Origin of the sequence: Candidatus Accumulibacter contiguus, from assembly GCF_036625285.1 — a bacterium.
GTDB classification, from domain to species: Bacteria; Pseudomonadota; Gammaproteobacteria; order Burkholderiales; family Rhodocyclaceae; genus Accumulibacter; species Accumulibacter contiguus.
In genome coordinates this window covers 2,728,737-2,753,935 of sequence record NZ_JAZKUC010000001.1, presented here as the reverse complement: position 1 = coordinate 2,753,935, position 25,199 = coordinate 2,728,737, and the positions used below count along the sequence as shown (strand labels likewise).

The following is a 25,199-nucleotide window of genomic DNA, read 5'->3' as shown; positions in this document are numbered from 1 at the left end:
CTTCAGAGAACGAGCAGCCGCCTGATCTCCGCCAGACCCGCCGAGAGCATCGCCAGATCCTGTGGCTCATTGCCCTTCAGTTCATCGAGCACCACGCTGGCTTCTGCGGTGGCCGGCAGGCTGCCGCCGAGAACCTGCCGCAGGAGGTGCTGCCGCAGACCGGCAAGTTCGCTGCCGAGCTGCGCACGGGCCCTTGCCTGCCAGCGGTTGCCGGCCGGCAGGCGGGAGACGGCAGCGGCCAACCAGTCCAGATCGATCCGCCCTTCGAGAATGGCGAGTGCTTCTGTCACGTCGTTCAATGGGCAGCCGCAGGCGCGCGCGAGATTCACCCGCTCGAACGCTGCCACGATCGCCGCACGCTCGTCGATCAACGCGGTGATGGCGACTGCGCCGCTCCTGCCCTGACGAATGCGGCCGATGGTTGCGACGACGGCACTGCCGTATTCGGTCATCAACTGAGCAATACGAGTGCCCCGCAGATGCTGCGTCAGCACCAGCGGTGTCGCCGCCGCCAGCATCGCCCGCAGCCCGGTCATCAACGCCAGTTGCCGGGTGGCATCGATGACCAGGTCCAGCGACTCGATTTCCTGCCACAGCGCTTCGGCGTCGAGCACGCTGCTGGCGGCATACCACGCGCCGGCCACTTGCGCCGCCGAGGCGCCCGTTTCATCACCGAGCTGCATGACAAAGGTCGTTCCCATGCGGTTCACCAGACGATTGACGAGCTGCGTGGCAATGATGTCGCGCCTCAAAGGATGCGCCGGCAGCAGTTCGCGGCAATGCGCGAGCAGGGGCGCCGGGAAGTAGGCCACCAGCAGTTGATGTACATCTTCGCTGTCGGGCAGGCTCGACGCCAGGAGGGTTTCCTTGAGCGCGATCTTGGCATAGGCCAGGAGCACCGCGATCTCCGGTGCAGTCAGGCCGCGCTTCTGCTGCGCGCGTTCGGCGAGGCCCTTGTCGTCGGGCAGGAATTCGATGCTGCGGTGCAGGGCGCCGCGGGCCTCCAGGTGGCGAATCAGACGGCCATGCACCTCGATCAGGCCCGCTCCGGCTGCCGCTTCGAGGGCAATCGCCTGCGTCTGCTGATAGTTGTCGGCAAGCACCAGCGACGCGACCGCGTCGGTCATCGAGGCGAGCAGCACGTCACGCTGCTTGCCGGTCATGTCGCCACGCCGGATCAGCCCGGCCAGCAGGATCTTGATGTTGACCTCGTGGTCGGAGCAATCGACGCCGGCCGAGTTGTCGATTGCGTCGGTGAATATCCGGCCGCCATTGAGAGCGAACTCGATGCGCCCCTTCTGCGTCAAGCCGAGGTTGCCACCTTCGCCGATCACCCGCGCCTTGAGCTGGCTGGCATCGACCCGCAGAATGTCGTTGCCGCGGTCATTGGCTTCCTGATGACTCTGGGAGCTGGCCTTGACGTAGGTTCCGATGCCACCGTTGTAGAGCAGGTCCACCGGCGCCTGCAGCAGGGTCTTGATCAGTTCGGGGGGCGTCATCTGGCTGGCAGTGCTGCCCAGCCACGCGCGCAGCTCGGGTGACAGCGGGATCGACTTGGCCGTTCGCGACCACACGCCGCCGCCCGCGGAAATCAGCGCCGGATCGTAGTCCGCCCACGAAGACCGCGGCAGCGCAAAGAGGCGTTGCCGCTCGGCAAAGCTGCGCGCCGGGTCCGGGTTCGGGTCGAGGAAGATATGCCGGTGATCGAAGGCGGCCAGCAGCCGGATTTCGGAAGAGAGCAACATGCCATTACCGAAAACGTCGCCGGACATGTCGCCGATCCCGACGACGGTGAACGGCTGCGTCTGCGTATCCAGACCGATTTCCCGGAAGTGCCGCTTGATCGCCTCCCATGCGCCTCTGGCGGTGATGGCCATTTTCTTGTGGTCGTAACCGACCGAGCCGCCCGAAGCGAAGGCATCGCCGAGCCAGAAGCCATACTCGATGGCGATGCCGTTGGCGATGTCCGAGAAGGTCGCCGTCCCCTTGTCGGCAGCGACGACCAGATAGGGGTCGTCGCCGTCGCGACGGCGCACGCCATTTGGCGGCACGACCTGGCCGTCGACTCGGTTGTCGGTGAGGTCGAGCAGGCCACGGATGAAGGTCGAATAACAGGCAATTCCCTCGGCCTGCAAGGCTTCACGCTCACCAGCCGCCGGCAGGCGTTTGCAGACGAAGCCCCCTTTCGACCCCAGCGGAACGATCACTGCATTCTTCACCATCTGCGCCTTGACCAGACCGAGCACCTCGGTGCGGAAGTCTTCCATGCGGTCGGACCAGCGCAGGCCACCGCGCGCCACCCGCGCACCGCGCAGGTGCACGCCTTCGACCCGCTCGTTATAGACGAAGATTTCGTAGAGCGGCGCCGGCGCGGGCAGGAAGGGGATGTCCCTTGACGAGAACTTGAAGGACAGGTAACTCTTGGCCTGGCCGTCACTGCCCGATTGATAGGCGTTCGTTCGCAGCGTTGCCTCAATGACCGTCTGCAGCGCAGAAAGAATGCGATCATCATCGGGATTGCTGACCTGCAACAAGGCCGTGCTGACTTCATCGGAAAACGCCCTGGCGCGTGCCTCGTCTGCTGCCGGAGAAAAGAGCGCTTCGAACAGGTCGACCAGTGCCCGCGTAATCCGGAAATGCGTCGCCAGACAGCGCTGCACATAGGCCTGGCTGAACGGCAGACCGGCCTGCCGCAGGTAACGGCTGTAGGCGCGCAGGATGCTGATCTGCCGCCCGTCGAGACCCGCCAGCAGGATCAGGCGGTTGAAACCGTCGTTCTCGGCCTGCTCGCGGAACAGGTTCTCGAGCAGGTCGATGAAGGATCGCCGGGTCGTCTCGTCATCCAGTGCCGCAGCCTGCGGCAAGCGCACTGCGAAGTCGGCAATGTGCAGGTCACTTCTGGGCAGGCTGAACGGCTGTTCGGAGAGTACCGTCAGTCCCATGTTCTCGAGTATCGGCAGAATCGCCGACAACGGTCGCGGCCTGCCGCGACGGAACAGCTTCAGGTGCTGGTGTGAGCCATCGTCGCCCTGGGCTGCGCTCAGCTTAACTTCGACACGGCCGCTCTGCTCGGCGGCTTCCAGGCGCTCGAGGTCGGACACCGCGGAAGCCGGTGTGACCCGCTCCTGATACGACAGCGGCAGTTCCAGCGAATAGCGACGCAACAGGCTGTTGCCGCGCTCCTCGCCATAGTGCCCGACGAGATTCTGTTTCAGTTCTTCGGCCCAGCCGCGCACGATGCGCGCCACCTGCCTTTCGATCGCGTCGGCATCGTAGCGGTAGTCGGTACCGACCGGCGTACGGGCGATGAAATGCAGACGCGCCAGCCGCGACTCGCCGAGCATGACAAAATAGTCGACGCGCTCGGCGGCGAGGCTTTCATGAAGGAGCGCCGAGATGCGCTCGCGGATGGTGGTGTCGAAACGGTCGCGCGGCATATAGACGATCGCCGAAACATAACGCCCCCAGGCGTCGTCGCGCAGGAAGATGCGTACCTGCTCGCGCTCATGCAGTGAGACGATGCCGCTGGCGATACGGACCAGATCCTGGTGAGCGATTTCGATCAACTCGTCACGCGGATAGGTTTCGAGTACGTTGAGCAGGGTCTTGTCGCGATGGCTACGCGGCAGGAAGCCAAGATCCTGCCGTACGGCGGCAATCTTGCGTCGCAGCAGCGGCACATCGGTTGCCGCCACATGGTAGACATGCGCCGTGTAGAGGCCGACGAAAGCACGTAATCCGACGAAATTGCCATCGGCGTCATAACGCTTGGCTGCAATGAAATCGAGGTAGGCCGAGCGATGAACCGTCGAGCGCGCGTCTGCCTTGACCAGAATCACGGGCAGGGAATCTCTGGCCAGTTCCGCGACGACGCCGGGGATTCCCGCCAGGCAACGGCCAAAGCGGGGATGGTCGGCGTTTCGGAGAATGCCGAGTCCGCTGCCGGCAACGCGCGCGAGCTTGCTGTCGCCGACGGCCGCCTGGTAATCCGCATAACCGAGAAAGACAAAATTGTTGGCAGCGATCCAGGCCAGATACGCTGCGGCTTCGTCGGCCTCGGCAAGCGTCGAAGCGGCCATCTCGGTGTGTGCTGCGCGCATGCGCTCGTGCATCGTCGGGCCATCTTCGACGGCCGCACGCACGTCAGCGAGCACGCCCAGGATTTCCTGATGCAGGGTGTCGATCAGTCCGGCCTCGCCAATGCGATCGATCTCGAGGTGGATCCAGGACTCCGGCTGACTGCCGGCAGCGCCACGCGGCCGCGTGGCCTGCAGCGTGCCATCGTCCTTTCGCTCGGCGCCCAGCAGCGGATGCAGCAAACGATGGATCACCAGTCCATGGTGGTACACCAGCATGGTGATCGAATCGACCAGAAACGGCATGTCGTCGGTGACGACATCGATCACGGTGTGCGGAGAGTGCCAGCCATGCCGGTCAAAATCCGGGGTGTAGAGAGCGGCTGCGGCTTGTTTCGGCGCGCGCACCTCGCCCAGCCGAAAATGCTGGACGGCCGCCCCGAGAAGCTCTTCGGGACTCGCGTCCGTGGCGCCGCCCAATTCTACATCGACGAAGTAGCCATCGAGGAATTCGCCGATGCGCGCCGAAAGATGCTGCTGCTCGGCGATTTCGCGCAGGTTGCGGCGCAGGTTGTGTGTGGACTCGCTGACCAGTGCCATGCCGTTCTCCTTCTCTCGAATCGATCGGGTACTGCCTCTCTGGCCACAGACGCCTGCGCCACTCCAGGCAAGCCCGGAGTCAGACGGTACTCAATGGTGCAGAATCTTGGCCAGGAACTGTTGCGCTCGCTCCGAACGAGCGTGATCGAAAAAGGCTTCCTTGCTGTCGTCCTCGACGATACGACCCTGGTCCATGAAGATCACCCGGCTGGCGACGCGTTTGGCGAAGCCCATCTCGTGCGTGACGCACATCATGGTCATCCCCTCCTGTGCCAGTTCGGTCATCACGTCGAGCACTTCGTTGACCATTTCCGGGTCGAGCGCCGAAGTCGGTTCGTCGAAGAGCATGCAGATCGGGTCCATGGCCAGCGCCCTGGCAATTGCCACACGCTGCTGCTGCCCACCGGAAAGCTGGCCCGGATATTTCTCTGCCTGCGCGCGCAGGCCGACCCGATCGAGCAACTTGAAACCCTTCTCGCGCGCCTGCTCCTGGGTCCGCGCGAGCACCTTGGTCTGGGCGATGGCCAGGTTGTCGATGATGCTCATGTGCGGAAAGAGTTCGAAATTCTGGAAGACCATGCCGACCGTCGAGCGCAGCTTGGAAAGATTGGTTTTCGGATCGCCGACGGAAACGCCATTGACGATGATTTCGCCACTCTGAAAGGGTTCGAGGCCATTGACACACTTGATCAGCGTCGACTTTCCCGAACCAGACGGGCCACAGACGACGATTACTTCGCCCTTGTGCACCTGCGTCGTGCAGTCGGTGAGGACCTGGAAGGAACCGTAATGCTTGCTCACCTTGTTCATCGTAATCACGAAAGTCTCCTCGATTCATTGCTGCAAGTGGCATCAGGCCGTCTTGAGCTTGTTCTGGTAGTGGCGAACGATTCGCGACGCAGTGAAGCAGATCACGAAATAAACGGCACCGGCAAAGAGCAGCAACTCGACCAGGCGCCCGTCACGGTCACCCACCTTGTAGGCGGCGCCGAAGAAGTCGGCCAGGGCCGAAACATAGACCAGCGAGGTGTCCTGGAAGAGGATGATCCCCTGCGTCAGCAGCAAGGGAACCATGTTGCGAAAAGCCTGCGGCAGCACCACCAGGCGCATCGCCTGGCCGTAGGTCATGCCGAGCGCGCTGGCGGCACCCATCTGCCCTTTCGGAACCGACTGGATGCCGGCACGGATGATCTCCGAGTAGTAGGCCGCCTCGAACAGGGCAAAGCCGGCAATCGCCGAGGAAAGGCGCATGTCCGAACCGCGCGGGAAGCCAAAGAGGCTTTCCAGCAGATGCGGCACGATCAGGAAGAACCACAGCAGCACCATGACCAGCGGAATGGCCCGGAAGAGGTTCACGTAAGCGGCTGCAAACCATGACAGGGGCGTCACCGAGGAGAGGCGCATGAGCGCCAGCAGCGTTCCCCAGACGATCCCGAAAACCACCGCGCTGAGTGTGATCTCGAGGGAAATCTTCATCCCGTCCCAGAGGAAGGGCAAGGCATTGGGGATCGAAGACCAGTCGAATTCATGCATCTCACTTGCCTCCGATATAGCCGGGAACGCGCACCTGCTCTTCAACCCAGCGCATGCCGAACATGACGACGACGTTGATCAGCAGATAGGCGAGCGTCACGGCGATGAACGACTCGTAGGGCTGCGCAGTGTAATCGACCAGTTGCCGGCCCTGGGCGGCCAGTTCCAGCAGGCCGATCGTGGAACAGACGGCCGAGTTCTTGAAGATGTTGAGAAACTCCGAGGTCAGCGGTGGCACGATCAGGCGCACGGCCATCGGCAGCAGCACATAGCGATAGGTCTGCGACAAGGTGAAGCCCATCGCCAGGCCGGCGTTCTTCTGCCCGGGCGGCAGCGAGTTGATCCCCGAACGCACCTGCTCGGCAACGCGTGCGCTGGTGAACAGTGCCAGGCAGACCATCGAAGAGAGAAACTGCTGGACGATCGGGTTGCTCTGCTTGAAGGCGTTGCCCAGGTTCTCGGGCAGCAACTCGGGCATCACGAAGTACCAGAGAAACAGTTGCACGAGCAGAGGAATGTTGCGAAAGACTTCGACGTAGGCGGTCGCGAAGCCGGACAGCCACTTGTTCGGAACCGTCCTCAGAATACCGACGACGGCGCCGAGGACGAGCGCGATGAACCAGGCCGACAACGACAGGGCGATGGTGACCTTGAAGCCATAGAACATCCAGCCCAGGTAGGTGCCATCGCCGGTCGCCGTCGGCTGCAGAAAAATCCCCCAGTTCCAGTTGTAGCCCATCTGCGCTTCTCCTTGGAGCAAGGCAGCGACCGCCCGTCAAGGCGCCCTGCCTCCGTCTACGAACGGGGAATCAGTATTCCCAGAAAATCCGCTGCAGTTCCTTGCTGTCCTGGGTCTTGCTCAGGGCGACGGCGGCGAGAATGCGCGCCTTCTGCGGATTGAGGTCGTGCGCCACTACCCAGTCGTATTTGTCGTCAGGCTGTTCGGCGTTGCGCAGGACAAAGCCGCCGGCATTGACGTGCGATGAACGGATGATCTGAATCCCTTTACCGCGCAGTTCCTGCAGACTGGGCACGACGGCGCTGCTCACCGAACCGTTGCCGGTACCGGCATGGATGATCGCCTTTGCGCCTTTCGCCGCGAAGGCGCGATAGGCGGTATCCGAGGCATTGCCGGATCCATAGGCAATCTCGACCGACGGTAGGGTGTCGATCTTTTCGATGTCGAACTCGGAGTTGTTCGTGTGCCGCTTCGCCGGCAGGCGGAACCAGTAGTTCTTTCCTTCGACGACCATTCCGAGCGCTCCCCACGGGCTCTTGAAGGCCTCGGTCCGCAGGTTCACCATCTTGGAGACGTCGCGACCGCTGTTGATCTCGTCGTTCATCGTCACCAGCACGCCCTTGCCGCGTGCGTCCTTGCTGGCTGCGACGCTGACCGCGTTGTACAGGTTCAGCATGCCGTCGGCCGACATCGCGGTTCCCGGCCGCATCGAGCCAACGAGGACGATGGGTTTGTCGGTGCGCACCACCAGATTGAGGAAGTAGGCTGTCTCTTCGAGCGTATCGGTGCCATGCGTAATCACCACGCCATCCACGTCGCCCTGCTTGACGAGCGCCGCAACGCGCTTGCCGAGGGTCACCAGGTTATCGTTGGTGAAGCTCTCCGAGGCAATCTGGAAAACCTGCTCACCACGCACCTCGGCAATCGTCTTCAATTGCGGAATGCCGGCAATGAGCTTGTCGACCGGCACCTTGGCTGCCTGATAGGTGGCGCTGTTGGTCGCATCGGCACCGGCGCCGGCGATGGTGCCACCGGTCGCGAGGATGACGACGTTCGGCTTTTCGGCAGCCACGACAGCACTGCCGACCACGAGCATCGAGAGCATGGCCAGCAGCCAACGACGCAAGTCCTTTTTAAACATGGCTTCCTCCTTTGCGGGTGATGCATTGCCCAGGAGCCGCCCGGCCCCTGGCGCGGGACCTACTCGAAAGCCTTGTCGTTGGGATTCTTGTACAGCTTCTTGACGGCTTCCGAGAGCGGGAAATTGAGGTTCAGGCCTTTCGGCGGGATCGGCTGCAGAAACCACTTGGCATAGATTTTTTCGGCTTCGCCCGAGGTCATGGCCTTGGCCAGTGCACCGTCGACGACCTTCTTGAAGGCCGGGTCATCCTTGCGCAACATGCAGCCGTAGGCTTCAAACGACTGCGGCGTACCAACCACCACCCAGTCGCTGGCTTTCTTGGCCTTGGCCATTTCGCCGTAGAGCAGGGCGTCATCCATCATGAAAGCGACCGCCCGGCCGGTTTCCAGGGTCAGGAAAGACTCCCCATGGTCCTTCGCGCTGATGACGTTCATCTTCATCTGCTTTTCTTCGTTCATCTTGCGCAGCAGACGCTCGGAGGTGGTGCCGGCAGTGGTCACGACATTCTTGCCCGCCAGATCCGGAAAATCGTTGATCCCGGAATTCGTCTTGGTCATCAGGCGGGTGCCGATGATGAAGATGGTGGTCGAGAAACTGACCTGCTTCTGGCGCTCGGTGTTGTTGGTCGTCGACCCACATTCGAGGTCGACCGAGCCGTTCTGGACCAGCGTGATGCGGTTCGCCGAGGTGACCGGCATCAGCTTGACATCGAGCTTGGCGAGCTTCAATTCGGCCTTGATCGCCTCCACCGCCTTGAGCATCAATTCATGCGAGTAACCGATCACCTGCTGCTTGTCGTCATAATACGAGAAGGGGATCGACGACTCGCGATGCCCGAGCGTGATGACTCCGGTTTCCTTGATCTTCTTCAGCGTGCCGCTCAGTTCCTGGGCCAGAACCGGTGCCGACAGCAGGCTCGCCGACAGCATTGCTGCCAGCATAAGACCTCTGCAATGTTGGCTCATTGTGTCTCCTCCATGTGTTCTCGGGTAATTGATGGGTGAAATCCAGGGAAACCAGGCCATCCCCGATTCCCGGATGCTTCGATTCTGGCATGACTTGCGCAGGGATCCAAGCGCCAATTACATCATGATTCAGTCATGAAGGCTACCCACGTAAACCGGGACACTGATGTTGCCATAGGATCTCCAGATGAAGGGGGTAGAACCGAGGCATGGCCGCCGCCCGGGCCCGTCGCTGATGGCTTTGATGAGCGGGGTGCCTGGAAGAGTCATGACCATTCCGGTGGCGACGCTGCCAAGTGGTCATGATCTCCATTTTCCCCAATGTTGATTGACGAGCGTTGCTAATCACCAGCGACAGCGCGGCCGATCACCAGGCGCTGGATGTCGTTGGCACCTTCGTAGATCTGGCAGACACGGACGTCACGATAGATCCGCTCGACCGGGAAGTCGCTGACGTAGCCATAGCCGCCGAGAATCTGGATGGCGTCCGAGCAGACTTTTTCGGCCATTTCAGAGGCAAACATCTTGGCCATCGACGCTTCCTTGAGGCAGGGCTTGCCGGCATCCTTGAAAGTCGCGGCTCGCCAGACCAGCAAACGGGCGGCATCGATCTGCGTTGCCATGTCGGCGAGGCGGAAGCTCACCGCCTGATGCTCGATGATCGGCTTGCCGAAGGTTTCGCGTTCCTTGGCGTATTGCACCGCCGCTTCGAAAGCGGCACGCGCCATGCCGACCGACTGGGCAGCGATGCCGATGCGGCCGGCTTCGAGGTTCGACAGGGCAATCCGGTAGCCGTCGCCTTCCTTGCCGAGCAGGCAGGAAGCCGGAACCCGGCAGTTCTCGAAGAGGATCTGCGCGGTATCCGAAGCGCGCTGGCCCATCTTTTCCTCGATGCGGGCGACGATGTAACCGGGTGTCGCGGTCGGCACCAGGAAGCACGAGATGCCCTTTTTGCCGGCGGCCTTGTCGGTGACGGCAAAGACGATCGCCACCTGCGCGTACTTGCCGGTGGTAATGAACTGTTTGACGCCGTTGAGGACGAAATGATCGCCATCGCGGTCGGCGCGGGTGGTGATCGCCGCTGCATCGGAACCGGTATGCGGTTCGGTCAGACAGAAGCAGCCGAGCATCTGGCCGCGTGCCAGTGGTTTGAGCCAGTTTTCCTTCTGTTCGTCGCTGCCGTACTTCATGGTGATGCCGCAGGCCAGCGAATTTTGCACGCTGACGATCGTCGAGGTCGCGCCGTCGCCGGCGGCGATCTCTTCGATCACCAGCACCAGCGACAGGTAGTCCATGCCGGCGCCGCCCCATTGCTCGGGAACGACCATGCCCAGCGCACCGAGTTCGCCGAGTTCGCGCAGCGCATCGGCCGGGAAGGTGTGATGGCGGTCCCACTCGGCGGCGAAGGGTGCCAGGCGCTCCTGTGCGAAATCGCGCAGCGAATCGCGGATCATTTCCTGTTCCTGTGTCAGGATCATGCAGTTTTCTCCTTGCAGTTAATGTGAAAGTCGCGTCAGCGACTCACGAATCTCCCCTCCCCTTCGCGGGGGAGGGGTCGGGGGAGAGGGAGACGGTCATGACTTTCATGATTTCCTTTGTTTTGCCAAGTCATGACCGTCGACTCCGGCCGCAAGGCGCGCGCCGGCGTGATTGGTGATGATGACCCCGGCGATGACCAGCGTGCCACCGAACAAAACCACGACCCCGAGCCGCTCGTCGAGCAGCACGGCGCCAAGGATGACGGCGCTGACCGGGACCAGATTGATGAACGCCGCCGAGCGCGTCGCACCGATGCGTTGCACGGCTTCGGCATACCAGGTGAAAGCGAGGGCCGTACCGAAGAACCCGAGGAAAACGATCGCGCTCAAGCCACGCCAGGTGACTTCCGTCAGCACGAACAGCGAACCCTGCAGCAGCGCCGCGACGGTCAGCATCCCCCAGCCGGTGAGACTGGCACCGAAGGTCATCGCCAGCGGCGACAGCGAGCGCGTGCCGCGCCGGCCGACGAAAGTATAAACCGCCCACAGCACGCTGCAGCCGATGATCAGCCATTCGCCGAGACCGACCTCGCCAGTCAGCAGCAGACGGGGGTCGCCGTTGGTGACCACGAGCAGGCAGCCAAACATCGCCAGCGCGATGCCGGCAGCTTTCGTCGGCGACATCGGCGCCCTGAACAGGAGCCAGTCACCGGCCGCGACCACCGCCGGCGTCAGTGCCACCACCAGCGCGCCGCGGCCGGCCTCGATCATTTTCAAGCCGTAGAGAAAACACAGGTTGTAGAGAAAGATGCCGCTGGCGCCCAGGGCCGCGAGCGTCAGCCACTCCTTGAACGACCAGCGCGGCCAGCCTTCATGGATCACCACCAGCGTGCCGAGGAGCAGCGCCGCGAGCAGAAAGCGCCAACTGGCCACTGCCAGCGGTGAGGCCTCGCTGACCGCCACCCGGCCGGCAATCCAGGTTGCCCCCCAGACCAGGGCGGTGGCGAGCAGCTTGAGGTAGGTCGTGGGGGACGCCAGCGCCCGCTCGGCAGCCGCGTTCAAAGAGTTTCCGCAGTCGCGGCTGCTCTGCCGGGGCGGTGGGAGAATCGGCAGGTGCAGGGGAGTAGCCGTGAATGGTGCATGGCAGGCTCTTGCATGTGCGCGTCGCGTCTGCGATTCAGACCTGCAGCCCTGCGAGTGCCGCGACATAGTTCGGCAGCAGGTCTTCGCGGCGGTGCACCGTGAACCCGAGGTCACGCATCAATCCATCGCGCAGGCCGTAGATCCAGCCGTGCACGGTGAGCGGCTGACCGCGCTGCCAGGCGTCCTGGATGACGAAGGTCTGGCAGACGTTCGCCACCTGTTCGAGGACATTGAGTTCGCAAAGCCGATCATGTTGTCGCTCCTGCGGCAGTGCATCGACCAGTGCCAGATGTTTGTCGTGCACGTCGCGGACATGACGCAGCCAGATGTCGACCAGCCCGGCACGATCCCGATTGAGTGCCGCCTTGACGCCGCCGCAACCGTAGTGGCCGACGACCATGACGTGCCTGACCTTGAGGACATCGACGGCAAACTGGATCACCGACAGGCAGTTGAGATCGGTGTGTACGACGACGTTGGCGACGTTGCGGTGGACGAAAAGCTCGCCCGGCAGCAGACCGACGATTTCGTTGGCCGGCACACGCGAATCCGAGCAGCCGATCCACAGGTATTGCGGTGTCTGCAAGTGCGACAGTTTGAGGAAGTACCCCGGATCGATCTCCTGCATGCGACTCGACCAGGCGCGGTTGAAGTCGAACAGGTGAAAGAGGTTCTCGTTGACGACTTCTTCCTCCGACCAGTTTTCGAGATCGAGGGCGAGAAACATCGTGCCTTCGAGTGGCGTCTGGTAATAGGCCGGCGTTTCCTTGAAACCCAGTTCGCGATAGAGCTTGACCGCGACGCGCATCGCTGGCAGGGTGTCGAGCAGCAACTTGCGGTAGCCGATTTCCTTGGCCGCCTTGATCGCCGCCATCGTCAGCACGCGGCCGATGCCGAAACTGCGCTGGCTGGGCTCGACATACAACCGCTTCAGTTCGCAAAGGCCCGCGGAGAAGGGTCGGATGCCGACACAGCCGGCCGGCCGGCCATCGCGTTCGGCATAGAACAGGCGGCCGTCAGGCTGGGCGTAGGCGCCAGGTAGCGATGCCATTTCCGCTTCGAAATTCTGGAAACACAGGTCGACGCCGAGCCACGCGGCATAATTGCGGAAAAACTGGCGAACATGCTCGATGGCGGTGGTGTCGTTAGCGCTGAGGGCGCGCAGCGTGCAGGTCATGATATTCCTGGCAGTCTATAGGGTTTTACAGCGTTTCGGCAAAAAGCTCCCGGCCGATCAGCATGCGGCGGATTTCCGAGGTGCCGGCACCGATTTCGTAGAGCTTGGCATCGCGCCACAGGCGACCCGCCGGGTACTCATTGATGTAGCCATTGCCGCCGAGGATCTGGATCGCCTCGCCGGCCATCCAGGTCGCCTTTTCGGCAGCGTACAGAATGGCCCCGGCGGCGTCCTTGCGCGTCGTTTCGCCACGATCGCAGGCCGCGCCCACGGCATAGACGTAAGCACGGCAGACGTTGAAGGTGGTGTACAGGTCGGCGATCTTGCCCTGCATCAACTGGAATTCACCGATCGATTGGCCGAACTGTTGGCGGTCATGGATATAGGGCAGGGCCAGATCCATGACGGCGGCCATGATTCCCAGCGGACCGCCGGCGAGCACGGCGCGTTCGTAGTCGAGGCCGCTCATCAGCACGCGCACGCCGCCGTTCAGTTGGCCAAGGACATTTTCTTCGGGCACTTCGCAGTCATCGAAAAACAGTGGATAGGTGTTCGATCCGCGCATGCCGAGCTTGTCGAGCTTGGCGCCACAAGAGAAACCCGGCATTCCCTTTTCCACAAGGAAAGCGGTGATGCCTTTCGATCCGGCTTCGAGGTCGGTCTTGGCGTAGACCACCAGCGTGTCGGCGTCCCCGCCGTTGGTGATCCACATCTTGCCGCCATTGAGGATGAAGCGGTCGCTCTTGCGCTCGGCGCGCAATTTCATGCTGACCACGTCCGAGCCGGCGTTGGCTTCCGACATGGCGAGCGCCCCGACGTGTTCTCCGGAAATCAGTCTGGGAAGATAGCGGTCTTTCTGCGCGGCATTGCCATTGCGGCGAATCTGATTGACGCAGAGATTCGAGTGCGCGCCGTAGGAGAGGGCAACACTCGCCGAAGCCCGGGAGATTTCTTCCATGGCGATGATGTGTGCGAGATAGCCGAGGCCGCTGCCGCCGTACTCCTCCTCGGCGGTGATGCCGAGCAGGCCCATGCTGCCCAGCTTCCGCCAAAGATCGGCGGGAAAGACATTGTCACGATCGATGGCTTCGGCGCGCGGCCTGATTTCGGCAGTGGCAAAAGCCTGAACAGTCGCCCGCAGCATGTCGATGGTCTCGCCATGGGCAAAATTGAGGCTCGGGTATTGCATGTCTGTCGCTCCTTGATCAGGTTTTGGCGGGTTGTTTGGCATGCACGGCCATGATCGTTTGCTGCATCAGCGCGCACAGGTTCTTCCTGCCATGGTTTACGGCAAACACTTCGGCGCGGGTAATGATCAGCGTTCGCCCGTAGCGGACCACTGATCCCTCGGCAATCAACAGTTGTCCTTCGGCCGGGGCCAGCAGGTTGAGCTTGTACTCGACGGTCAATACCCCGGTGTCGGCCGCCGTCAAGGTATTGGCGGCGTAACCCGCAGCAGAATCGGCAATCATACCGACGATGCCGCCGTGAATGTAGCCATGCTGCTGCGTGACTTCGGGTTTGTACGGTAGATGAATCTCGGTGTAACCCGCCTCGACCACCGCCATGCGGGCACCGATCAGGTTCATGGCCTGTTGCCGCGCAAAGCTGGCGTGGACGCGTTCGGCAAAGTGGGGATCCTGGGCTTTGTGCATGGCTGCAAATTGTAAGGTTGTAATCTCGAAGCTTGTGCCGAGTTGCTTTGGCGCAGGACGGCACGGAACTGAATCACGTGTAGAATGGTGCAGGCTCGACGCTGCCGGTAGTCAGCCTCTGAGCGCGCCCAGTGTATAGATTTCAGCGTTTTTTACAATCCGCCCCGAGATGCTGCCAGATTATCCCTTTGCCACCCCACCCGCCGCTGGCGAGACCTTCGAGGTTTCTCCGGGTATCCACTGGCTGCGGATGCCGCTGCCCTTCGCCCTCAACCACATCAACCTCTGGCTGCTCGAAGACCATGCCGGGTGGACCATCGTCGATACGGGTTTCGCCCTCGATACGGTCAAGGAATGCTGGCAGCAAATCCTGTCCCGCCTGGTGTCGACGGCACGCGGCGGGAAAATCGTGCGCATCATCGTCACGCATTTCCACCCCGATCACCTTGGCCTTGCCGCCTGGTTGCAGGAGCGCACCGGTGCGCCGGTGTGCATGACGGTGGGCGAGTATCTGACAGCGCATGCGGTCTGGCACGAGGTGGGCGGCCACGGCAATCAGCCGATGTTGCAGCAGTTTCGTGCGCACGGCCTCGATGCCGACCGCTGCGCGGCACTGGAACGTCGCAGCGGTGGCTACAACCGCGGCGTACCGAGCCTGCCGACGCATTACCAGCGCCTGTTCGGTGGCGACCAGGTGGCCATTGGCGGACATCGCTGGCAAGTCCGCATCGGTTTCGGCCATTCGCCGGAACATGCGGCACTCTACTGCGCGGAACTCGGCGTGTTGATCTCCGGCGACATGCTCTTGCCAAAGATTTCGACCAATGTCAGTGTTTTTGCCGTCACGCCCCTGGCTGACTCGCTCGGCGACTACTTGCAGTCGATCGATCACTATCGCGAACTGCCTGCCGAAACCCTGGTCCTTCCCTCGCACGGACTGCCCTTCCACGGCATCGAGAACCGGGTCAATGCGCTGCACGCGCACCACCAGGAGCGCTTGCAGGTTCTTGAAGAGCACTGCACCACTCCACGCAGCGCTGCCGAGCTATTGATGACCTTGTTCTCGCGGGATCTCGATACGCATCAGACGATGTTCGCCATGGGCGAAGCGATAGCGCACCTGAATCGACTCGAACATGCCGGACGTCTGCTGCGCGTCGAGGACGCGCATGGGCTGGTCCGTTTTGTCCGGAGACAAGCAGCGGTATCGCCCGCCTGACCCGGAAACATCCGAGGAGCATGTTTCAGGGGTGCGCGGCGCGCCAGTCAGCCAGCGCTGCGAGTGCCATGTCGAAGGTCGGCAAGAGATCGACGCCGTCCAGTTTTACCAGCCGTTGAATGCCGGCGCCGCCGGCCCAGAGGGCTGCCTCCGGTGGCAGAACCATCCGCAACTGTTGCAGCAGGACGGCAATCTGGCGTTGCGGAAAAGCGACCGAGAAAGAGAGGGCAACGATGTCGGTGCGGTGCGCGCTGGCAGCGCGGCCGATTTCGAGCAAGGGCATCTGTGCGCCGAGAGGAATGCAATCGGCGCCTTCGAGCGCGAATAGCGCCTCGGCCATCAGCAGGCCGAGCACGTGCTGTTCGTCCGGTACGCTGGTAAGCAGGATGCGCGGCCTGCTCCGGCCGACGGGAAGCGTGGCGATGGCCTGGCGCAACAGGCGCTTGGTGAGTTCGGTAAACAGATGTTCATCGAATATCTCGAAGCTGCCGTCCTCCCAGGCTTCGCCGACGCGCCGGGTCAGCGGCGCCACCGAGTCCTGGACAAAACGTTGCAGGCCCTGTCGGGCAAGGCGCTGCTGCATGGCCTGCTGATAAGCGGCACCATCGCGCTGTTTGATCAGCGCGAGCAAAGCCCCGAGTTGCTCGACTTCCCCATTCTCCCCCGCAGCACGCGGCACCAGAGAACGCCCGGCAAGCCCGCTCAGTTCTTCCGTGGCTGTCGCGATCAGTTTCCCCGGCCGGTGGCCCTGATCCATCAGGCGTTTGATCAGGCGCAAGCGCTCGACCTGCTCGGCCGGGTAGCTGCGTTCGCCATTGGCGTCGCGGCATGGCGCCGGGAAACCATAACGGCGTTCCCAGACGCGCAGAACGTCCTTCGATAGGCCCGTGTCACGTTCGACGGCAGCTATGCCAAAATCGGGAATATTCATTTTTGTCCTGAACAAAAATTAGACAAATCGTTGACAAGTTTCAAACCGAGAGATAGGATAGCTAAAAATGGATAATTTGTCTAGGACAAAATTTCGGAAGGGTGGACATGATTGAGAATCTCTGGCGCTGCAGCGGATTGGCAGGGCTGCTGCTCCTTGCTTTGCCATGGCTCCCGGCGCTGCCTGCCCCGCGTTGCTCGACGACAGCTTTCCAGGCCTGCTCGACGGCAGGCCACAATCGCTCTGATCGGAATGCGGGCACCTTGGCAGAGCGAGTCGAAGCCGGTCGCCAGCGAACTGACGAGCGTCTGAGGTCGCGATGACTGCCCCACGCCTTCTGATCGGCCACGTGATGCACCGGCGCCTGCGACCGGCGGTGCATACCTTCGTCTACCCGGTATTCTTCGTGCAACTGCCGTTGGCCGACCTGGCCGCAGCCTGTGGTCCGCTTTTTGCGGTCGACCGCGGCAAGCTGCTGAGTTTTCACCAGAAGGACCATGGCCCGCGCGACGGCAGTCCGCTGTTGCCCTGGATGCAGAGCCTGCTGCGCGAGCGTGGTCTGCCCGACGATGGCGAAATCATCCTGCAATGCTTTCCTCGGGTTCTCGGCTACGTCTTCAACCCGGTCAGCTTCTGGTTCTGTCACAACCGTGCCGGCGAACTGATCGCCGTGCTTGCCGAAGTCAACAACACTTTCGGCGGCCATCACGGCTACCTGCTGCATCACCCAGACGCCGCGCCCCTGCTGGACGGTGAGGTGCTGCAGGCGAGCAAGGTGTTTCATGTCTCGCCGTTCTGCGAGGTCGAGGGAGGCTATCGCTTCCGCTTCGATCTGCAACGCCATTGCCCGCGCATGCGCATCGATTACGACGATACCCAGGGCGAACTCTTGTTGACTGCGATTTCGGGCAAGCCGCAGGCGTGGTCGACCCGGGCCTTGGCCTCCGCCCTTCTGCGCATGCCCATACTGACTTTGGGAATCATGGCCCGCATTCACTGGCAGGCGCTCAGATTGTGGCTCAAGGGCGTGCCTTTTCATGGCAGAAAAACCGATTTCCCATTACAGGAACCGAGCAAATGAATACCCTGACCCTGCGCCAGGCAGTGCCCCTGGCACGCGATGCCCGTCTGGTCTTCGACTTGCTGGAACGATTGCAAGGGGGTCTTCTCGAAGTGCGTCTGCCGGACGGTTCAAGCCGCCTGTTCGGCGACGGCGAGCACGGCGTCACTCTGCAGGTGCACGACGAGGCGATGTTCGCTCAGGTGCTTGCCCGTGGCGATATCGGCCTGGCCGCCGCCTATCTCGACGGCGCCTGGAATTCGCCGGATGTCACCGGTCTGCTGACCCTGCTTGCAAAAAACCGCTCTGCGCTACGCTTGGCGGTCTATGGGCGCTGGCGTCACCTGCTCGCCGCACGTATCCGCCACCTGCTCAACGGCAACAGCCGCGCCGGCAGCAAGCGCAACATCATGGCCCATTACGATCTCGGTAACGAGTTCTACAGACTTTGGCTGGACTCCGGCATGAGTTACTCCAGCGCGCTCTATGGCGGTGTGGACGCGGTCGATCTCGAAACCGCGCAGATCGCCAAGTATCGTCGCATCCTGAGCCGATTGCAGGCACAACCCGGACAAAGCGTTCTGGAAATCGGCTGCGGCTGGGGCGGTCTGGCGGAAATGGCCGTGCGGCAGGGCCTGCAGGTGACCGGCCTGACGCTCTCGCCGGCGCAGCTCGAATGGGCTCGCAAGCGCGTGCCGGAGGCCGACCTGCGGTTGCAGGACTATCGTGACACCCGTGAGAAGTATGACCACATCGTTTCGATCGAGATGTTCGAAGCCGTCGGCGAGCGCTGGTGGCCGACTTATTTCCGGACCCTCGCCAAGGCGCTGAAACCGGGCGGCCGCGCGGTGATCCAGAGCATCACCATCGGTGACGAGCTGTTTGCCGACTACCGCAAGGGTACCGACTTCATCCAGCAGTACATCTTCCCCGGCGGCATGCTGCCGTCGCCGTCGGCTTTCCGCGCCGCTGCCGCGCGGCAGGGGCTGGCGGTGCAGGGCGAACATGCCTTCGGTGAAGACTACGCGCGGACGCTGGCGGAATGGCGGCAAGCCTTTGACCGGAACTGGCCGCGGATTGCGGCGCTGGGTTTCGACGAACCATTCCGCCGCCTCTGGCGCCTGTACCTTTGCTATTGCGAGGCCGGCTTCCTGGCCGGAAACATCGATGTCTTCCATTTCGAACTCACGTATCGCTAGGCGCCGTTTATTGCTCGCGCTCGCCGCCTGGCCGCTGGCCGGACTGGCGAGCAGCGGCCCGGAAATCCTGACCGCCGGCTTCAAGCGCTGGGGTAGTGGCGAGTTCCGCCGCTTTGGCTTCCTCATCTACGAGGCGACCCTGTGGGCCGCCGGCGAAGATCCCGTGCGCCCGCCGCTGGCCTTGAAACTGACGTACAAGCGCCCCCGAGTTGCGAGCGGCCTTGCTCAAGCGGCCGCTTTCCTGAGCTGATGGGCACCGAACGTATCCTCGCCTACGGCCTGCTCGGTCTGCCGCTGGCTTTTGCGGCACTGCCGATCTACGTGCACGTGCCGCGTTTCTATGCGGAAGCGGCCGGCATGGAACTGGCGCTGCTCGGCGCCATCCTGCTCGGTGCGCGCCTGTTCGATGCCGGCATCGACCCCTGGCTGGGCTGGCTCGCCGACCGGGTGGCGCGCCCGACGATGGTGGCGCTGGCTTTGCCGCCTTTCGCCATCGGCTTCGTCGCGTTACTCAATCCGCCAGCGGAACATGCCGGTGTCTGGTTGCTGGGGTCGCTGGCCCTGACCTATGTCGGTTTCTCGGCCGCCTCGGTCGCCTACCAGGCATGGGGCGCGGATGTCGGTGTCGATTCCGGACTGCGCACGCGCTTGACCGCGGCCCGCGAAGGCTTCGGGCTGATCGGTGTGGTGCTGGCGGCAGCCTTGCCAGCGTTCCTGGCGGCAAACCTGAACGAAGGAATCTCCCGATTGAGCTGGGTGCTGCCACCGCTACTGCTGTTCGCCGCGGCGGCTACCTTCAGCCGGGTTGGTGCCGGGCGGCAAGTGCCAGCCATCAGCCCCCCCTTGTGGCCCAGCCTTCGGCAAGTTCTCGGCGATTCAACCTTCCGCCGCCTGCTTGGTGTCTTTGTCGCCAACGGCATCGCCGCTGCGCTACCGGCGACCCTGTTCCTGTTTTTTGTCGCCGACGTTCTGCAACTCGAAACGGAGAGTGGTCCCTTGCTGGCTCTGTACTTCGTCGCCGGCGCCGCGTCGCTGCCGCTGTGGGTGCAACTCTCGGCCCGTTTTGGCCGGGTCATCGTCTGGCTGGGCGCGATGGGGCTGTCCATCGTCGCCTTTGCCGGGGCAAGCCTGCTCGGCCCTGGTGATCTCTGGGCTTTTGCCGCCATCTGCCTCGCTTCCGGACTGGCGCTGGGAGCCGATCTCGCGCTACCAGCAGCGATTGCCGCCGACCTCGGCGACCGCCAGGGACAGGCCGGCGCCTGTTTCGGAGTCTGGAATCTGGTGGCCAAACTCAACCTCGCGCTCGCCGCCGGACTCGCTCTCCCGCTACTTTCCCTGCTTGGTTATGTGCCGGGTGGCGGTGGCGCGCAGGGGCTGGCTGCGCTGACTCTTGCCTATGCCCTCCTGCCGCTGGCTTTCAAGGCGCTGGCGGGCGCGCTGCTCTGGCGCTGGCGTCACTCTCTGGAGAATCTGACATGAAACTCTTGCTGGCTGCAGCCTTCCTGAGCCCGCTTGCGCTCGGCGTAGCGGGCTGCGCCTCGAACGGGGTCGAGCAATACCGTGCCGAGCAACCCGCTCTCGACCTAAAAACCTATCTGAATGGCACCCTCGACGCCTGGGGAATTTTCCAAGGACGCTCCGGCGAAGTGAAAAAGCGCTTCCACGTGGTGATCGAAGCCAAGTGGGAGGGTGATGTCGGCGTGCTTGACGAGAATTTCAAATGGTCGGACGGCAGCACCTCGCGCCGGGTGTGGACACTGACCCGGCAGGCCGATGGCAGTTTTCTGGGGCGCGCCGACGACGTCATCGGCGAGGCGGTCGGCGAAGTGGCCGGAAATGCGCTGCGATGGCGCTATGTACTGGCGCTGCCGGTTGATGGCAAGACCTATCATGTTGATTTTGACGACTGGATGTTCCTGATGGACGACCGGGTGATGCTCAATCGCTCGTCCATGCGCAAGTGGGGCTTCAACCTTGGCGAAGTCACGTTGACCTTCGTCAAGCGATGAACCCAACCATTCATGGCTGGCGTGGCCAACGCGTCAGAGCTTGCGTGGCGCGTTGGGTGGCGTCGATCCGGTGATCAACACGGGCTTCGTCGCGACGCCGCTGACCGCCAGGAACGACTTCCGGATGCCGGCGCTACTGACGCCAGAGCAGGCCGCAGTGGCGACGCTCGACGGCTTCAGGATGGGCAAGTTCGAGATTCATTATCCAAAACGTTTCACGCGGGTGCTGAAATGTCTGTCGCTGCTGCCCTATGGCTGGTATTTCCCACTGCTTCGCCGCATTACCGGAGGCTGAGGTGAACGTAGACGAACTCGTTTGTTTCTATCATGAGCTGTCGCTCGAAAGTGTGGCCCGCCTTCCCGAGTTCTACAGTCGCGACGCCTGGTTCAAGGATCCGTTCAACGAGGTGCGTGGTGTCGCAGCCCTCCAGCGCATCTTCGAACATATGTTTCGGCAGGTCGCCGAGCCGCGCTTCGTCATCACCGAGCAGGTGGTTGCTGAAAACGGCGCGATGCTGGTCTGGGAGTTCTTCTACCGTGTCCGCCTATGGGGCAAGGGCGAGGTGCAAGTCATGCGTGGCGTATCGCACCTGCAGTTCGATGACCAGGGCAAAGTCTGCTACCACCGCGATTACTGGGATACCGGCGAGGAACTGTACATGAAACTGCCCGTGCTCGGAACCTTGATGCGGGGCTTGCGGAGGGCTCTGGCAGCCTGAAAGGGTGGTAGAGCTGCGAATCGGATGCTGGCCCAAGATGTTTGTGGACAGCCTTTACGACGGGTGGAAGTTCCTGCCCCTGGATGAACGGCTAGGCGCTTACGTGCGGCGCCGAACAGACTGTCAGACGGATCTTCCCCCCTCGCTCTAATAATTTCAAGCACTTAGCTCATTTGTAGGCATGTAACGGTACTAATGTTTTCAAGCACTTAAACAGCTACGGGGGAAGACCCGTCAGAGCGATCAGGCCGTCGGCTTCGGCGGCAAACATGTCGGCCAAACCGGCGTCGTTGATCCAGGCCCGCGTACTCCCTGCTGCTCATACGGATCCCTTCGGCGCTGCTCGTTGTTCGTTGCGACGGTCTGGCAAGGCCCGATGACGGTGCCGGCGCCATTCCTGCCGGCGTGTTATCGCAGCCGGTTGTCGCCGGCCGGGTTTACTCGCGCAGGCGAATGTGCTGTGATTGGGGTGCTTCGCCCGGACGGTCGTCCGGCGGCTGGCGAGTCGCGACGGATTCCCCGATCTGCGTTCTCGCAAAGTTCTTCGGCAACCTGTCATCTTTCCCATCAACCCATCCCCTTCTCGAACTGGAGATAGAAATCATGAAGACCCCCCTGCTCATTGTTTCCGCCTTGCTTGCCGTGGCTGTCGCCGCCTGTGGTCAGAAGGACGAGCCCAAGACCGAGGCCGCCAAGACCGAGGCCGCGCGGCTCGCCAAGGAGTCTGCGCAGAAAGCGGAGGATGCCGCCAAGAAAGCCGGGGCGGCTGTCGGTGCCGCCGCCGACGCGACCAAGGAGGCCGTCAAGGATGCCGGTGCTGCCGCCAAGGAAAGTGCCGCAAGCGCCGGTGCGGACATCAAGGACAAGACCAAGGAGGTCGTTGCGGCGACCAAGGAGGCTGGCAAGGAGATGGTCGTCAAGGCGGCGGACGCCACCAAGGAAGCCGCCGAAAAGACGAAGGAAGCGGTGAGCAAGTAGGCGCCGGGAGTTTCCGCGCGCCCGACATGTGGTTCTGCCGGCGCGGCTCACGTCTTCATCCTGGCACGGCGTCGGCGCAAACCGGGTCGTGTCCGGCAGGTCGCGCCGGTTCCTCGCGAGCCGCCGTGTGTCGGCGGCTCGCCGGCCCGCACCGATCTCACGGCGATGGCTCTTCGCGGTTCCCGGCGGGCGCGGCGACATGGGCGCGCAGGTAAGGGAAGAACTTGCGGTCCTCACCCAGCATGTGTCGGGTGACGACATCATAGGCAAGAAACTGGAACACGTCGCCGACCCCCTGTTTGCCGGTCCGATAGTCGTCGAGCAGGCGACGCGCCTGCGCCACAAGTTCACGATGCAGGACGGCGTGCTCGGCGGCGCCGGGATAGCCGGCGGCGAGAATGACAGATTCCTCGTCGGCAAAGTGCTGGGCAACATCAGTCGTGAGCGTTTCGACAATCAGGTCCAAACGCCGCGCCTCGTATTGTCCGAGAATAGCCGCCAAAAGCTCGTTGGCGTCGGCGAAAAGCTGGCGATGACCGCGATCGACGAGTTCGTTGCCGCATTCGTACGCCGACTGCCAAACGAGCTGAACGAAGTTGGCGACCACGTATCCCTGGGTGTCCGCGGGCCGGACCGCTTCCGGTGCGAGCTGGACCTGGTTGCGGCCACCGGTCTTTGCCCGATAGAGCGCCTCGTCGGCGCGTTGGAACCACTCTTCCCAGGTTTCACCGGGGCTGCATTCGGCTGCGCCGATGCTGACGGTAAGCTGCCCGATCAACGGAAAAGCGGCACTCGCGATCTGCCCACGCAAGCGTTCGGCAAGCAGCGCCGCCGTAGACCGGCCGGTGTTCGGGCAAACGACGACGAACTCCTCACCGCCCCAGCGCGCGAGGGCGTCCGTTCCCCGCAGGCGGCTCTGCAGCATTGAGGTCACGGCCTGCAGGATCTGGTCGCCGACGCCATGACCATGCTGGTCATTGATCGCCTTGAAGTGATCGATGTCGACAAGCAGCAGGCTCAGCGGCTGTTCGTATCGGTTCAGGCGGTCCATCTCGCTGCGAACGCATTCCTCGAGCCGCCGCCGGTTCCACGCGCCGGTGAGTTTGTCGGTGCTGGCCACCTGTTCGAGTTCGACGACCGTTCGCTGCAGTTCCTGATTCTCCTGGCGCAGGCGATCGAGTGTCTGCTGCATGGACGGGATCTCCGGCGATGGGAGCGTCTCATGGACGATCGAGGCAATCGACTGTAGCTTGTGGTCGGTGCCGAAGACTGACAGGTTGATCCACCGGCAACGGCTGATCCTGCCGTCGACGGGTATCTCGACTTCCTCGTACGCTGCCGGCGCACCGTCGAGGATGCGCTGGTCGCAACGGGCGAGCTGTGCCAGCAGGTGAGTCGGCAGGACATCGCTCTCCGATCGCCCAAGCAGACGCGTCGGACCCTGGCCGAGCAGTCGTTCCATCTCCCGGTTGGCCAGCCGGTAACGACCATCCAGGCCTTTGAGGCCGAAACCGACACCCGCGCTCGCGGGCATCAACAGCGACAGCAGTCCTGTCATCGGGATTACGTGATCCTCGGCGAGGGTGCGGATCAACTCGTCGTCGTTCATCGTAACTGGGGCCCGGTCTGTCTGCTGTTTGCAGGCTGCGGACGCGGGGCGAGGATGACCTGGTTGCGCCCCTGCGTCTTGGCCAGGTAGAGCGCGCGGTCTGCCCGGTTGACGAAGTCCGCTTTGGCGGCTTCGCCGCCAGCAGACTCGGGCTCGCTCAGGGTATCGCTCCAGTCCTCGAGCGAATCGCCGAAGCGCGAGACCTCGTGGCCCATTTGCGCGGCTGATTCGGAAACCTGATCCATGAGGTGGCCGACGCTTTCGCCGATGCGCAGGGCGGTTGCCGTGCCGAATTCCGCTGTGTAGCGGTCATAGAGGGCGTAGACGTCCGCGTCGTCCAGCCGCCGGCTGCGCTGCAGCAACTCATCGACTTCCGCCTGCAGATGCGGGTTGATGCCCGCTACATCCTGGTACCAGACGGCATGGCTCGCTGGGTGAAGAGGCGCCTGTTGCTGAGTCATGTGCTTGACGGCAAAACGCAGATACTCGGAGCTCTGCGTGGTTCTGTGGTGATTCCTCATTGTTGCCTCGCAATGTTGGTCTTGTCCGGACCGTCGACAGGGACTGTAGCGCACTTCGTGTCTTGTTTCGATGGCAGACTGATGCTGCCGTCGCGCAGGAGCATTTGCATCGCATCGGGTGGCAGCAGCTGGCTGAGAAGATAGCCCTGCAGCTTCGGGCATCCCGCCTTACAGCCCCTGCACTTGTCGCGACTCGGGCTCCATCAGAATGTTTTCGGTCAGTTCCAGCTCGAGTTGCTCGGTATTGATGCCAGTTTCGGCAATCGTCGCCGCAACGCTCGCGAGGAAATCGGGTGCGCGTAACTGGCGTGCCGCCAGCGCCGAACGCCAGACGTAGCGCGCCCGATGGCCGAAGATCGGCCAGTTGATCGGCTTGGCGACAAAGTCGTTGGCGCCGGATGGTGGCGTGTCCGCTGCCACGCACTTGCGGCAACACCCAGCGCTGGC

General features: G+C 62.7%; 23 protein-coding genes and 1 pseudogene. 9 read left to right on the top strand and 15 right to left on the bottom strand.

Translation table 11 applies throughout. From position 1 onward, the window contains the following. Window positions 1-2 precede the first annotated feature (2 nt). From V5B59_RS13425 to V5B59_RS13375, 11 genes are all read right to left on the bottom strand, one after another. Entirely contained in the window at window positions 3-4,676 is a 4,674-nt protein-coding gene (locus tag V5B59_RS13425; RefSeq protein WP_248594638.1) for an NAD-glutamate dehydrogenase, read from the bottom strand. Window positions 4,677-4,766: 90 nt separating this feature from the next. Further along, window positions 4,767-5,486: an amino acid ABC transporter ATP-binding protein gene (locus tag V5B59_RS13420; RefSeq protein WP_211203286.1), complete on the bottom strand. Its 720-nt coding sequence runs from the start codon at window positions 5,484-5,486 to the stop codon at window positions 4,767-4,769. Window positions 5,487-5,528: 42 nt separating this feature from the next. After that, a complete protein-coding gene (gene gltK / locus V5B59_RS13415; protein ID WP_169069162.1) occupies window positions 5,529-6,209 on the bottom strand; it encodes a glutamate/aspartate ABC transporter permease GltK in 681 nt (226 codons plus the stop codon). A 1-nt stretch (window position 6,210) separates the two neighbouring features. Further along, window positions 6,211-6,948 carry an amino acid ABC transporter permease gene (locus tag V5B59_RS13410; protein ID WP_034918512.1) on the bottom strand — a complete coding sequence of 246 codons (738 nt, stop codon included), beginning with the start codon at window positions 6,946-6,948 and terminating at the stop codon, window positions 6,211-6,213. Between the two features lie 70 nt (window positions 6,949-7,018). Continuing rightward, a complete protein-coding gene (locus V5B59_RS13405; protein WP_248594654.1) occupies window positions 7,019-8,053 on the bottom strand; it encodes an asparaginase in 1,035 nt (344 codons plus the stop codon). A gap of 95 nt (window positions 8,054-8,148) precedes the next feature. Then, window positions 8,149-9,054: a glutamate/aspartate ABC transporter substrate-binding protein gene (locus V5B59_RS13400; protein WP_034918517.1), complete on the bottom strand. Its 906-nt coding sequence runs from the start codon at window positions 9,052-9,054 to the stop codon at window positions 8,149-8,151. Window positions 9,055-9,395: 341 nt separating this feature from the next. Continuing rightward, entirely contained in the window at window positions 9,396-10,532 is a 1,137-nt protein-coding gene (locus V5B59_RS13395; RefSeq protein ID WP_169069161.1) for an acyl-CoA dehydrogenase, read from the bottom strand. Between the two features lie 105 nt (window positions 10,533-10,637). Then, a complete protein-coding gene (locus tag V5B59_RS13390; protein ID WP_169069160.1) occupies window positions 10,638-11,594 on the bottom strand; it encodes a DMT family transporter in 957 nt (318 codons plus the stop codon). A 115-nt stretch (window positions 11,595-11,709) separates the two neighbouring features. Beyond that, window positions 11,710-12,852, bottom strand: a complete 1,143-nt coding sequence (can, locus tag V5B59_RS13385) for a carbonate dehydratase (RefSeq protein WP_169069159.1) — start codon at window positions 12,850-12,852, stop codon at window positions 11,710-11,712. Between the two features lie 25 nt (window positions 12,853-12,877). Next, entirely contained in the window at window positions 12,878-14,041 is a 1,164-nt protein-coding gene (locus V5B59_RS13380; RefSeq protein ID WP_169069158.1) for an isovaleryl-CoA dehydrogenase, read from the bottom strand. Window positions 14,042-14,057: 16 nt separating this feature from the next. Beyond that, window positions 14,058-14,507, bottom strand: a complete 450-nt coding sequence (locus V5B59_RS13375; protein WP_034916201.1) for a PaaI family thioesterase — start codon at window positions 14,505-14,507, stop codon at window positions 14,058-14,060. Window positions 14,508-14,676: 169 nt separating this feature from the next. On the opposite strand from V5B59_RS13375, the gene V5B59_RS13370 reads away from it, so the two are divergent. Then, on the top strand, window positions 14,677-15,726 hold the full coding sequence (locus V5B59_RS13370) for an MBL fold metallo-hydrolase (protein ID WP_034916199.1): 1,050 nt from the start codon (window positions 14,677-14,679) through the stop codon (window positions 15,724-15,726). A 25-nt stretch (window positions 15,727-15,751) separates the two neighbouring features. Here V5B59_RS13370 and V5B59_RS13365 read toward each other — a convergent pair whose 3' ends face one another. Continuing rightward, window positions 15,752-16,657, bottom strand: a complete 906-nt coding sequence (locus V5B59_RS13365) for a MerR family transcriptional regulator (RefSeq protein ID WP_034916197.1) — start codon at window positions 16,655-16,657, stop codon at window positions 15,752-15,754. A gap of 319 nt (window positions 16,658-16,976) precedes the next feature. Between V5B59_RS13365 and V5B59_RS13360 the strand changes: the two genes are divergently transcribed. The 8 genes and pseudogenes from V5B59_RS13360 (at window position 16,977) to V5B59_RS13325 (ending at window position 22,622) form a co-directional block, all read left to right on the top strand. Beyond that, window positions 16,977-17,738: a DUF1365 domain-containing protein gene (locus V5B59_RS13360; RefSeq protein WP_034916195.1), complete on the top strand. Its 762-nt coding sequence runs from the start codon at window positions 16,977-16,979 to the stop codon at window positions 17,736-17,738. After that, window positions 17,735-18,916, top strand: a complete 1,182-nt coding sequence (locus V5B59_RS13355) for an SAM-dependent methyltransferase (protein WP_034916193.1) — start codon at window positions 17,735-17,737, stop codon at window positions 18,914-18,916. The genes V5B59_RS13360 and V5B59_RS13355 overlap by 4 nt, the downstream gene beginning before the upstream one ends. Then, the gene (locus V5B59_RS13350; protein WP_211203280.1) at window positions 18,885-19,166 is read left to right on the top strand and encodes a hypothetical protein; all 282 of its coding nucleotides are present in this window, start codon (window positions 18,885-18,887) and stop codon (window positions 19,164-19,166) included. The genes V5B59_RS13355 and V5B59_RS13350 overlap by 32 nt, the downstream gene beginning before the upstream one ends. Beyond that, window positions 19,166-20,395, top strand: coding sequence for an MFS transporter (locus V5B59_RS13345; protein ID WP_034916191.1), 1,230 nt, complete (start codon window positions 19,166-19,168; stop codon window positions 20,393-20,395). Before V5B59_RS13350 ends, V5B59_RS13345 begins: the two co-directional genes overlap by 1 nt. Beyond that, a complete protein-coding gene (locus V5B59_RS13340) occupies window positions 20,392-20,925 on the top strand; it encodes a DUF3833 domain-containing protein (protein ID WP_169069157.1) in 534 nt (177 codons plus the stop codon). Before V5B59_RS13345 ends, V5B59_RS13340 begins: the two co-directional genes overlap by 4 nt. Window positions 20,926-20,995: 70 nt before the next feature. Then, window positions 20,996-21,220, top strand: a pseudogene (locus tag V5B59_RS13335) (SDR family NAD(P)-dependent oxidoreductase); the annotation flags it as partial. Continuing rightward, on the top strand, window positions 21,177-21,644 hold the full coding sequence (locus tag V5B59_RS13330) for a nuclear transport factor 2 family protein (protein WP_169069156.1): 468 nt from the start codon (window positions 21,177-21,179) through the stop codon (window positions 21,642-21,644). The pseudogene V5B59_RS13335 and the gene V5B59_RS13330, both read left to right, overlap by 44 nt. A 603-nt stretch (window positions 21,645-22,247) precedes the next feature. After that, entirely contained in the window at window positions 22,248-22,622 is a 375-nt protein-coding gene (locus V5B59_RS13325; protein ID WP_034916182.1) for a hypothetical protein, read from the top strand. Between the two features lie 157 nt (window positions 22,623-22,779). Here V5B59_RS13325 and V5B59_RS13320 read toward each other — a convergent pair whose 3' ends face one another. From V5B59_RS13320 to V5B59_RS13310, 3 genes are all read right to left on the bottom strand, one after another. Further along, the gene (locus tag V5B59_RS13320; RefSeq protein WP_169069155.1) at window positions 22,780-24,231 is read right to left on the bottom strand and encodes a diguanylate cyclase; all 1,452 of its coding nucleotides are present in this window, start codon (window positions 24,229-24,231) and stop codon (window positions 22,780-22,782) included. Continuing rightward, window positions 24,228-24,752, bottom strand: a complete 525-nt coding sequence (locus V5B59_RS13315; RefSeq protein WP_169069154.1) for a hypothetical protein — start codon at window positions 24,750-24,752, stop codon at window positions 24,228-24,230. The genes V5B59_RS13320 and V5B59_RS13315 overlap by 4 nt, the downstream gene beginning before the upstream one ends. 168 nt (window positions 24,753-24,920) lie before the next feature. Further along, the gene (locus V5B59_RS13310; protein ID WP_034916177.1) at window positions 24,921-25,172 is read right to left on the bottom strand and encodes a hypothetical protein; all 252 of its coding nucleotides are present in this window, start codon (window positions 25,170-25,172) and stop codon (window positions 24,921-24,923) included. Window positions 25,173-25,199: the final 27 nt, after the last annotated feature.

What these genes read in the sequence shown, in the direction of transcription:
- V5B59_RS13425 (WP_248594638.1), bottom strand. Translation starts at nt 4,676, where the DNA reads ATGGCACTGGTCAGCGAGTCCACACACAACCTGCGCCGCAACCTGCGC.
- V5B59_RS13340 (WP_169069157.1), top strand. Translation starts at nt 20,392, where the DNA reads ATGAAACTCTTGCTGGCTGCAGCCTTCCTGAGCCCGCTTGCGCTCGGC.
- V5B59_RS13400 (WP_034918517.1), bottom strand. Translation starts at nt 9,054, where the DNA reads ATGAGCCAACATTGCAGAGGTCTTATGCTGGCAGCAATGCTGTCGGCG.
- V5B59_RS13410 (WP_034918512.1), bottom strand. Translation starts at nt 6,948, where the DNA reads ATGGGCTACAACTGGAACTGGGGGATTTTTCTGCAGCCGACGGCGACC.
- V5B59_RS13405 (WP_248594654.1), bottom strand. Translation starts at nt 8,053, where the DNA reads ATGCTCTCGATGCTCGTGGTCGGCAGTGCTGTCGTGGCTGCCGAAAAG.
- can (WP_169069159.1), bottom strand. Translation starts at nt 12,852, where the DNA reads ATGACCTGCACGCTGCGCGCCCTCAGCGCTAACGACACCACCGCCATC.
- V5B59_RS13355 (WP_034916193.1), top strand. Translation starts at nt 17,735, where the DNA reads ATGAATACCCTGACCCTGCGCCAGGCAGTGCCCCTGGCACGCGATGCC.
- V5B59_RS13395 (WP_169069161.1), bottom strand. Translation starts at nt 10,532, where the DNA reads ATGATCCTGACACAGGAACAGGAAATGATCCGCGATTCGCTGCGCGAT.
- V5B59_RS13375 (WP_034916201.1), bottom strand. Translation starts at nt 14,507, where the DNA reads ATGCACAAAGCCCAGGATCCCCACTTTGCCGAACGCGTCCACGCCAGC.
- V5B59_RS13360 (WP_034916195.1), top strand. Translation starts at nt 16,977, where the DNA reads ATGACTGCCCCACGCCTTCTGATCGGCCACGTGATGCACCGGCGCCTG.
- V5B59_RS13315 (WP_169069154.1), bottom strand. Translation starts at nt 24,752, where the DNA reads ATGAGGAATCACCACAGAACCACGCAGAGCTCCGAGTATCTGCGTTTT.
- V5B59_RS13325 (WP_034916182.1), top strand. Translation starts at nt 22,248, where the DNA reads ATGAAGACCCCCCTGCTCATTGTTTCCGCCTTGCTTGCCGTGGCTGTC.
- V5B59_RS13380 (WP_169069158.1), bottom strand. Translation starts at nt 14,041, where the DNA reads ATGCAATACCCGAGCCTCAATTTTGCCCATGGCGAGACCATCGACATG.
- V5B59_RS13345 (WP_034916191.1), top strand. Translation starts at nt 19,166, where the DNA reads ATGGGCACCGAACGTATCCTCGCCTACGGCCTGCTCGGTCTGCCGCTG.
- V5B59_RS13420 (WP_211203286.1), bottom strand. Translation starts at nt 5,486, where the DNA reads ATGAACAAGGTGAGCAAGCATTACGGTTCCTTCCAGGTCCTCACCGAC.
- V5B59_RS13350 (WP_211203280.1), top strand. Translation starts at nt 18,885, where the DNA reads ATGTCTTCCATTTCGAACTCACGTATCGCTAGGCGCCGTTTATTGCTC.
- V5B59_RS13330 (WP_169069156.1), top strand. Translation starts at nt 21,177, where the DNA reads ATGGCTGGTATTTCCCACTGCTTCGCCGCATTACCGGAGGCTGAGGTG.
- gltK (WP_169069162.1), bottom strand. Translation starts at nt 6,209, where the DNA reads ATGCATGAATTCGACTGGTCTTCGATCCCCAATGCCTTGCCCTTCCTC.
- V5B59_RS13320 (WP_169069155.1), bottom strand. Translation starts at nt 24,231, where the DNA reads ATGAACGACGACGAGTTGATCCGCACCCTCGCCGAGGATCACGTAATC.
- V5B59_RS13370 (WP_034916199.1), top strand. Translation starts at nt 14,677, where the DNA reads ATGCTGCCAGATTATCCCTTTGCCACCCCACCCGCCGCTGGCGAGACC.
- V5B59_RS13365 (WP_034916197.1), bottom strand. Translation starts at nt 16,657, where the DNA reads ATGAATATTCCCGATTTTGGCATAGCTGCCGTCGAACGTGACACGGGC.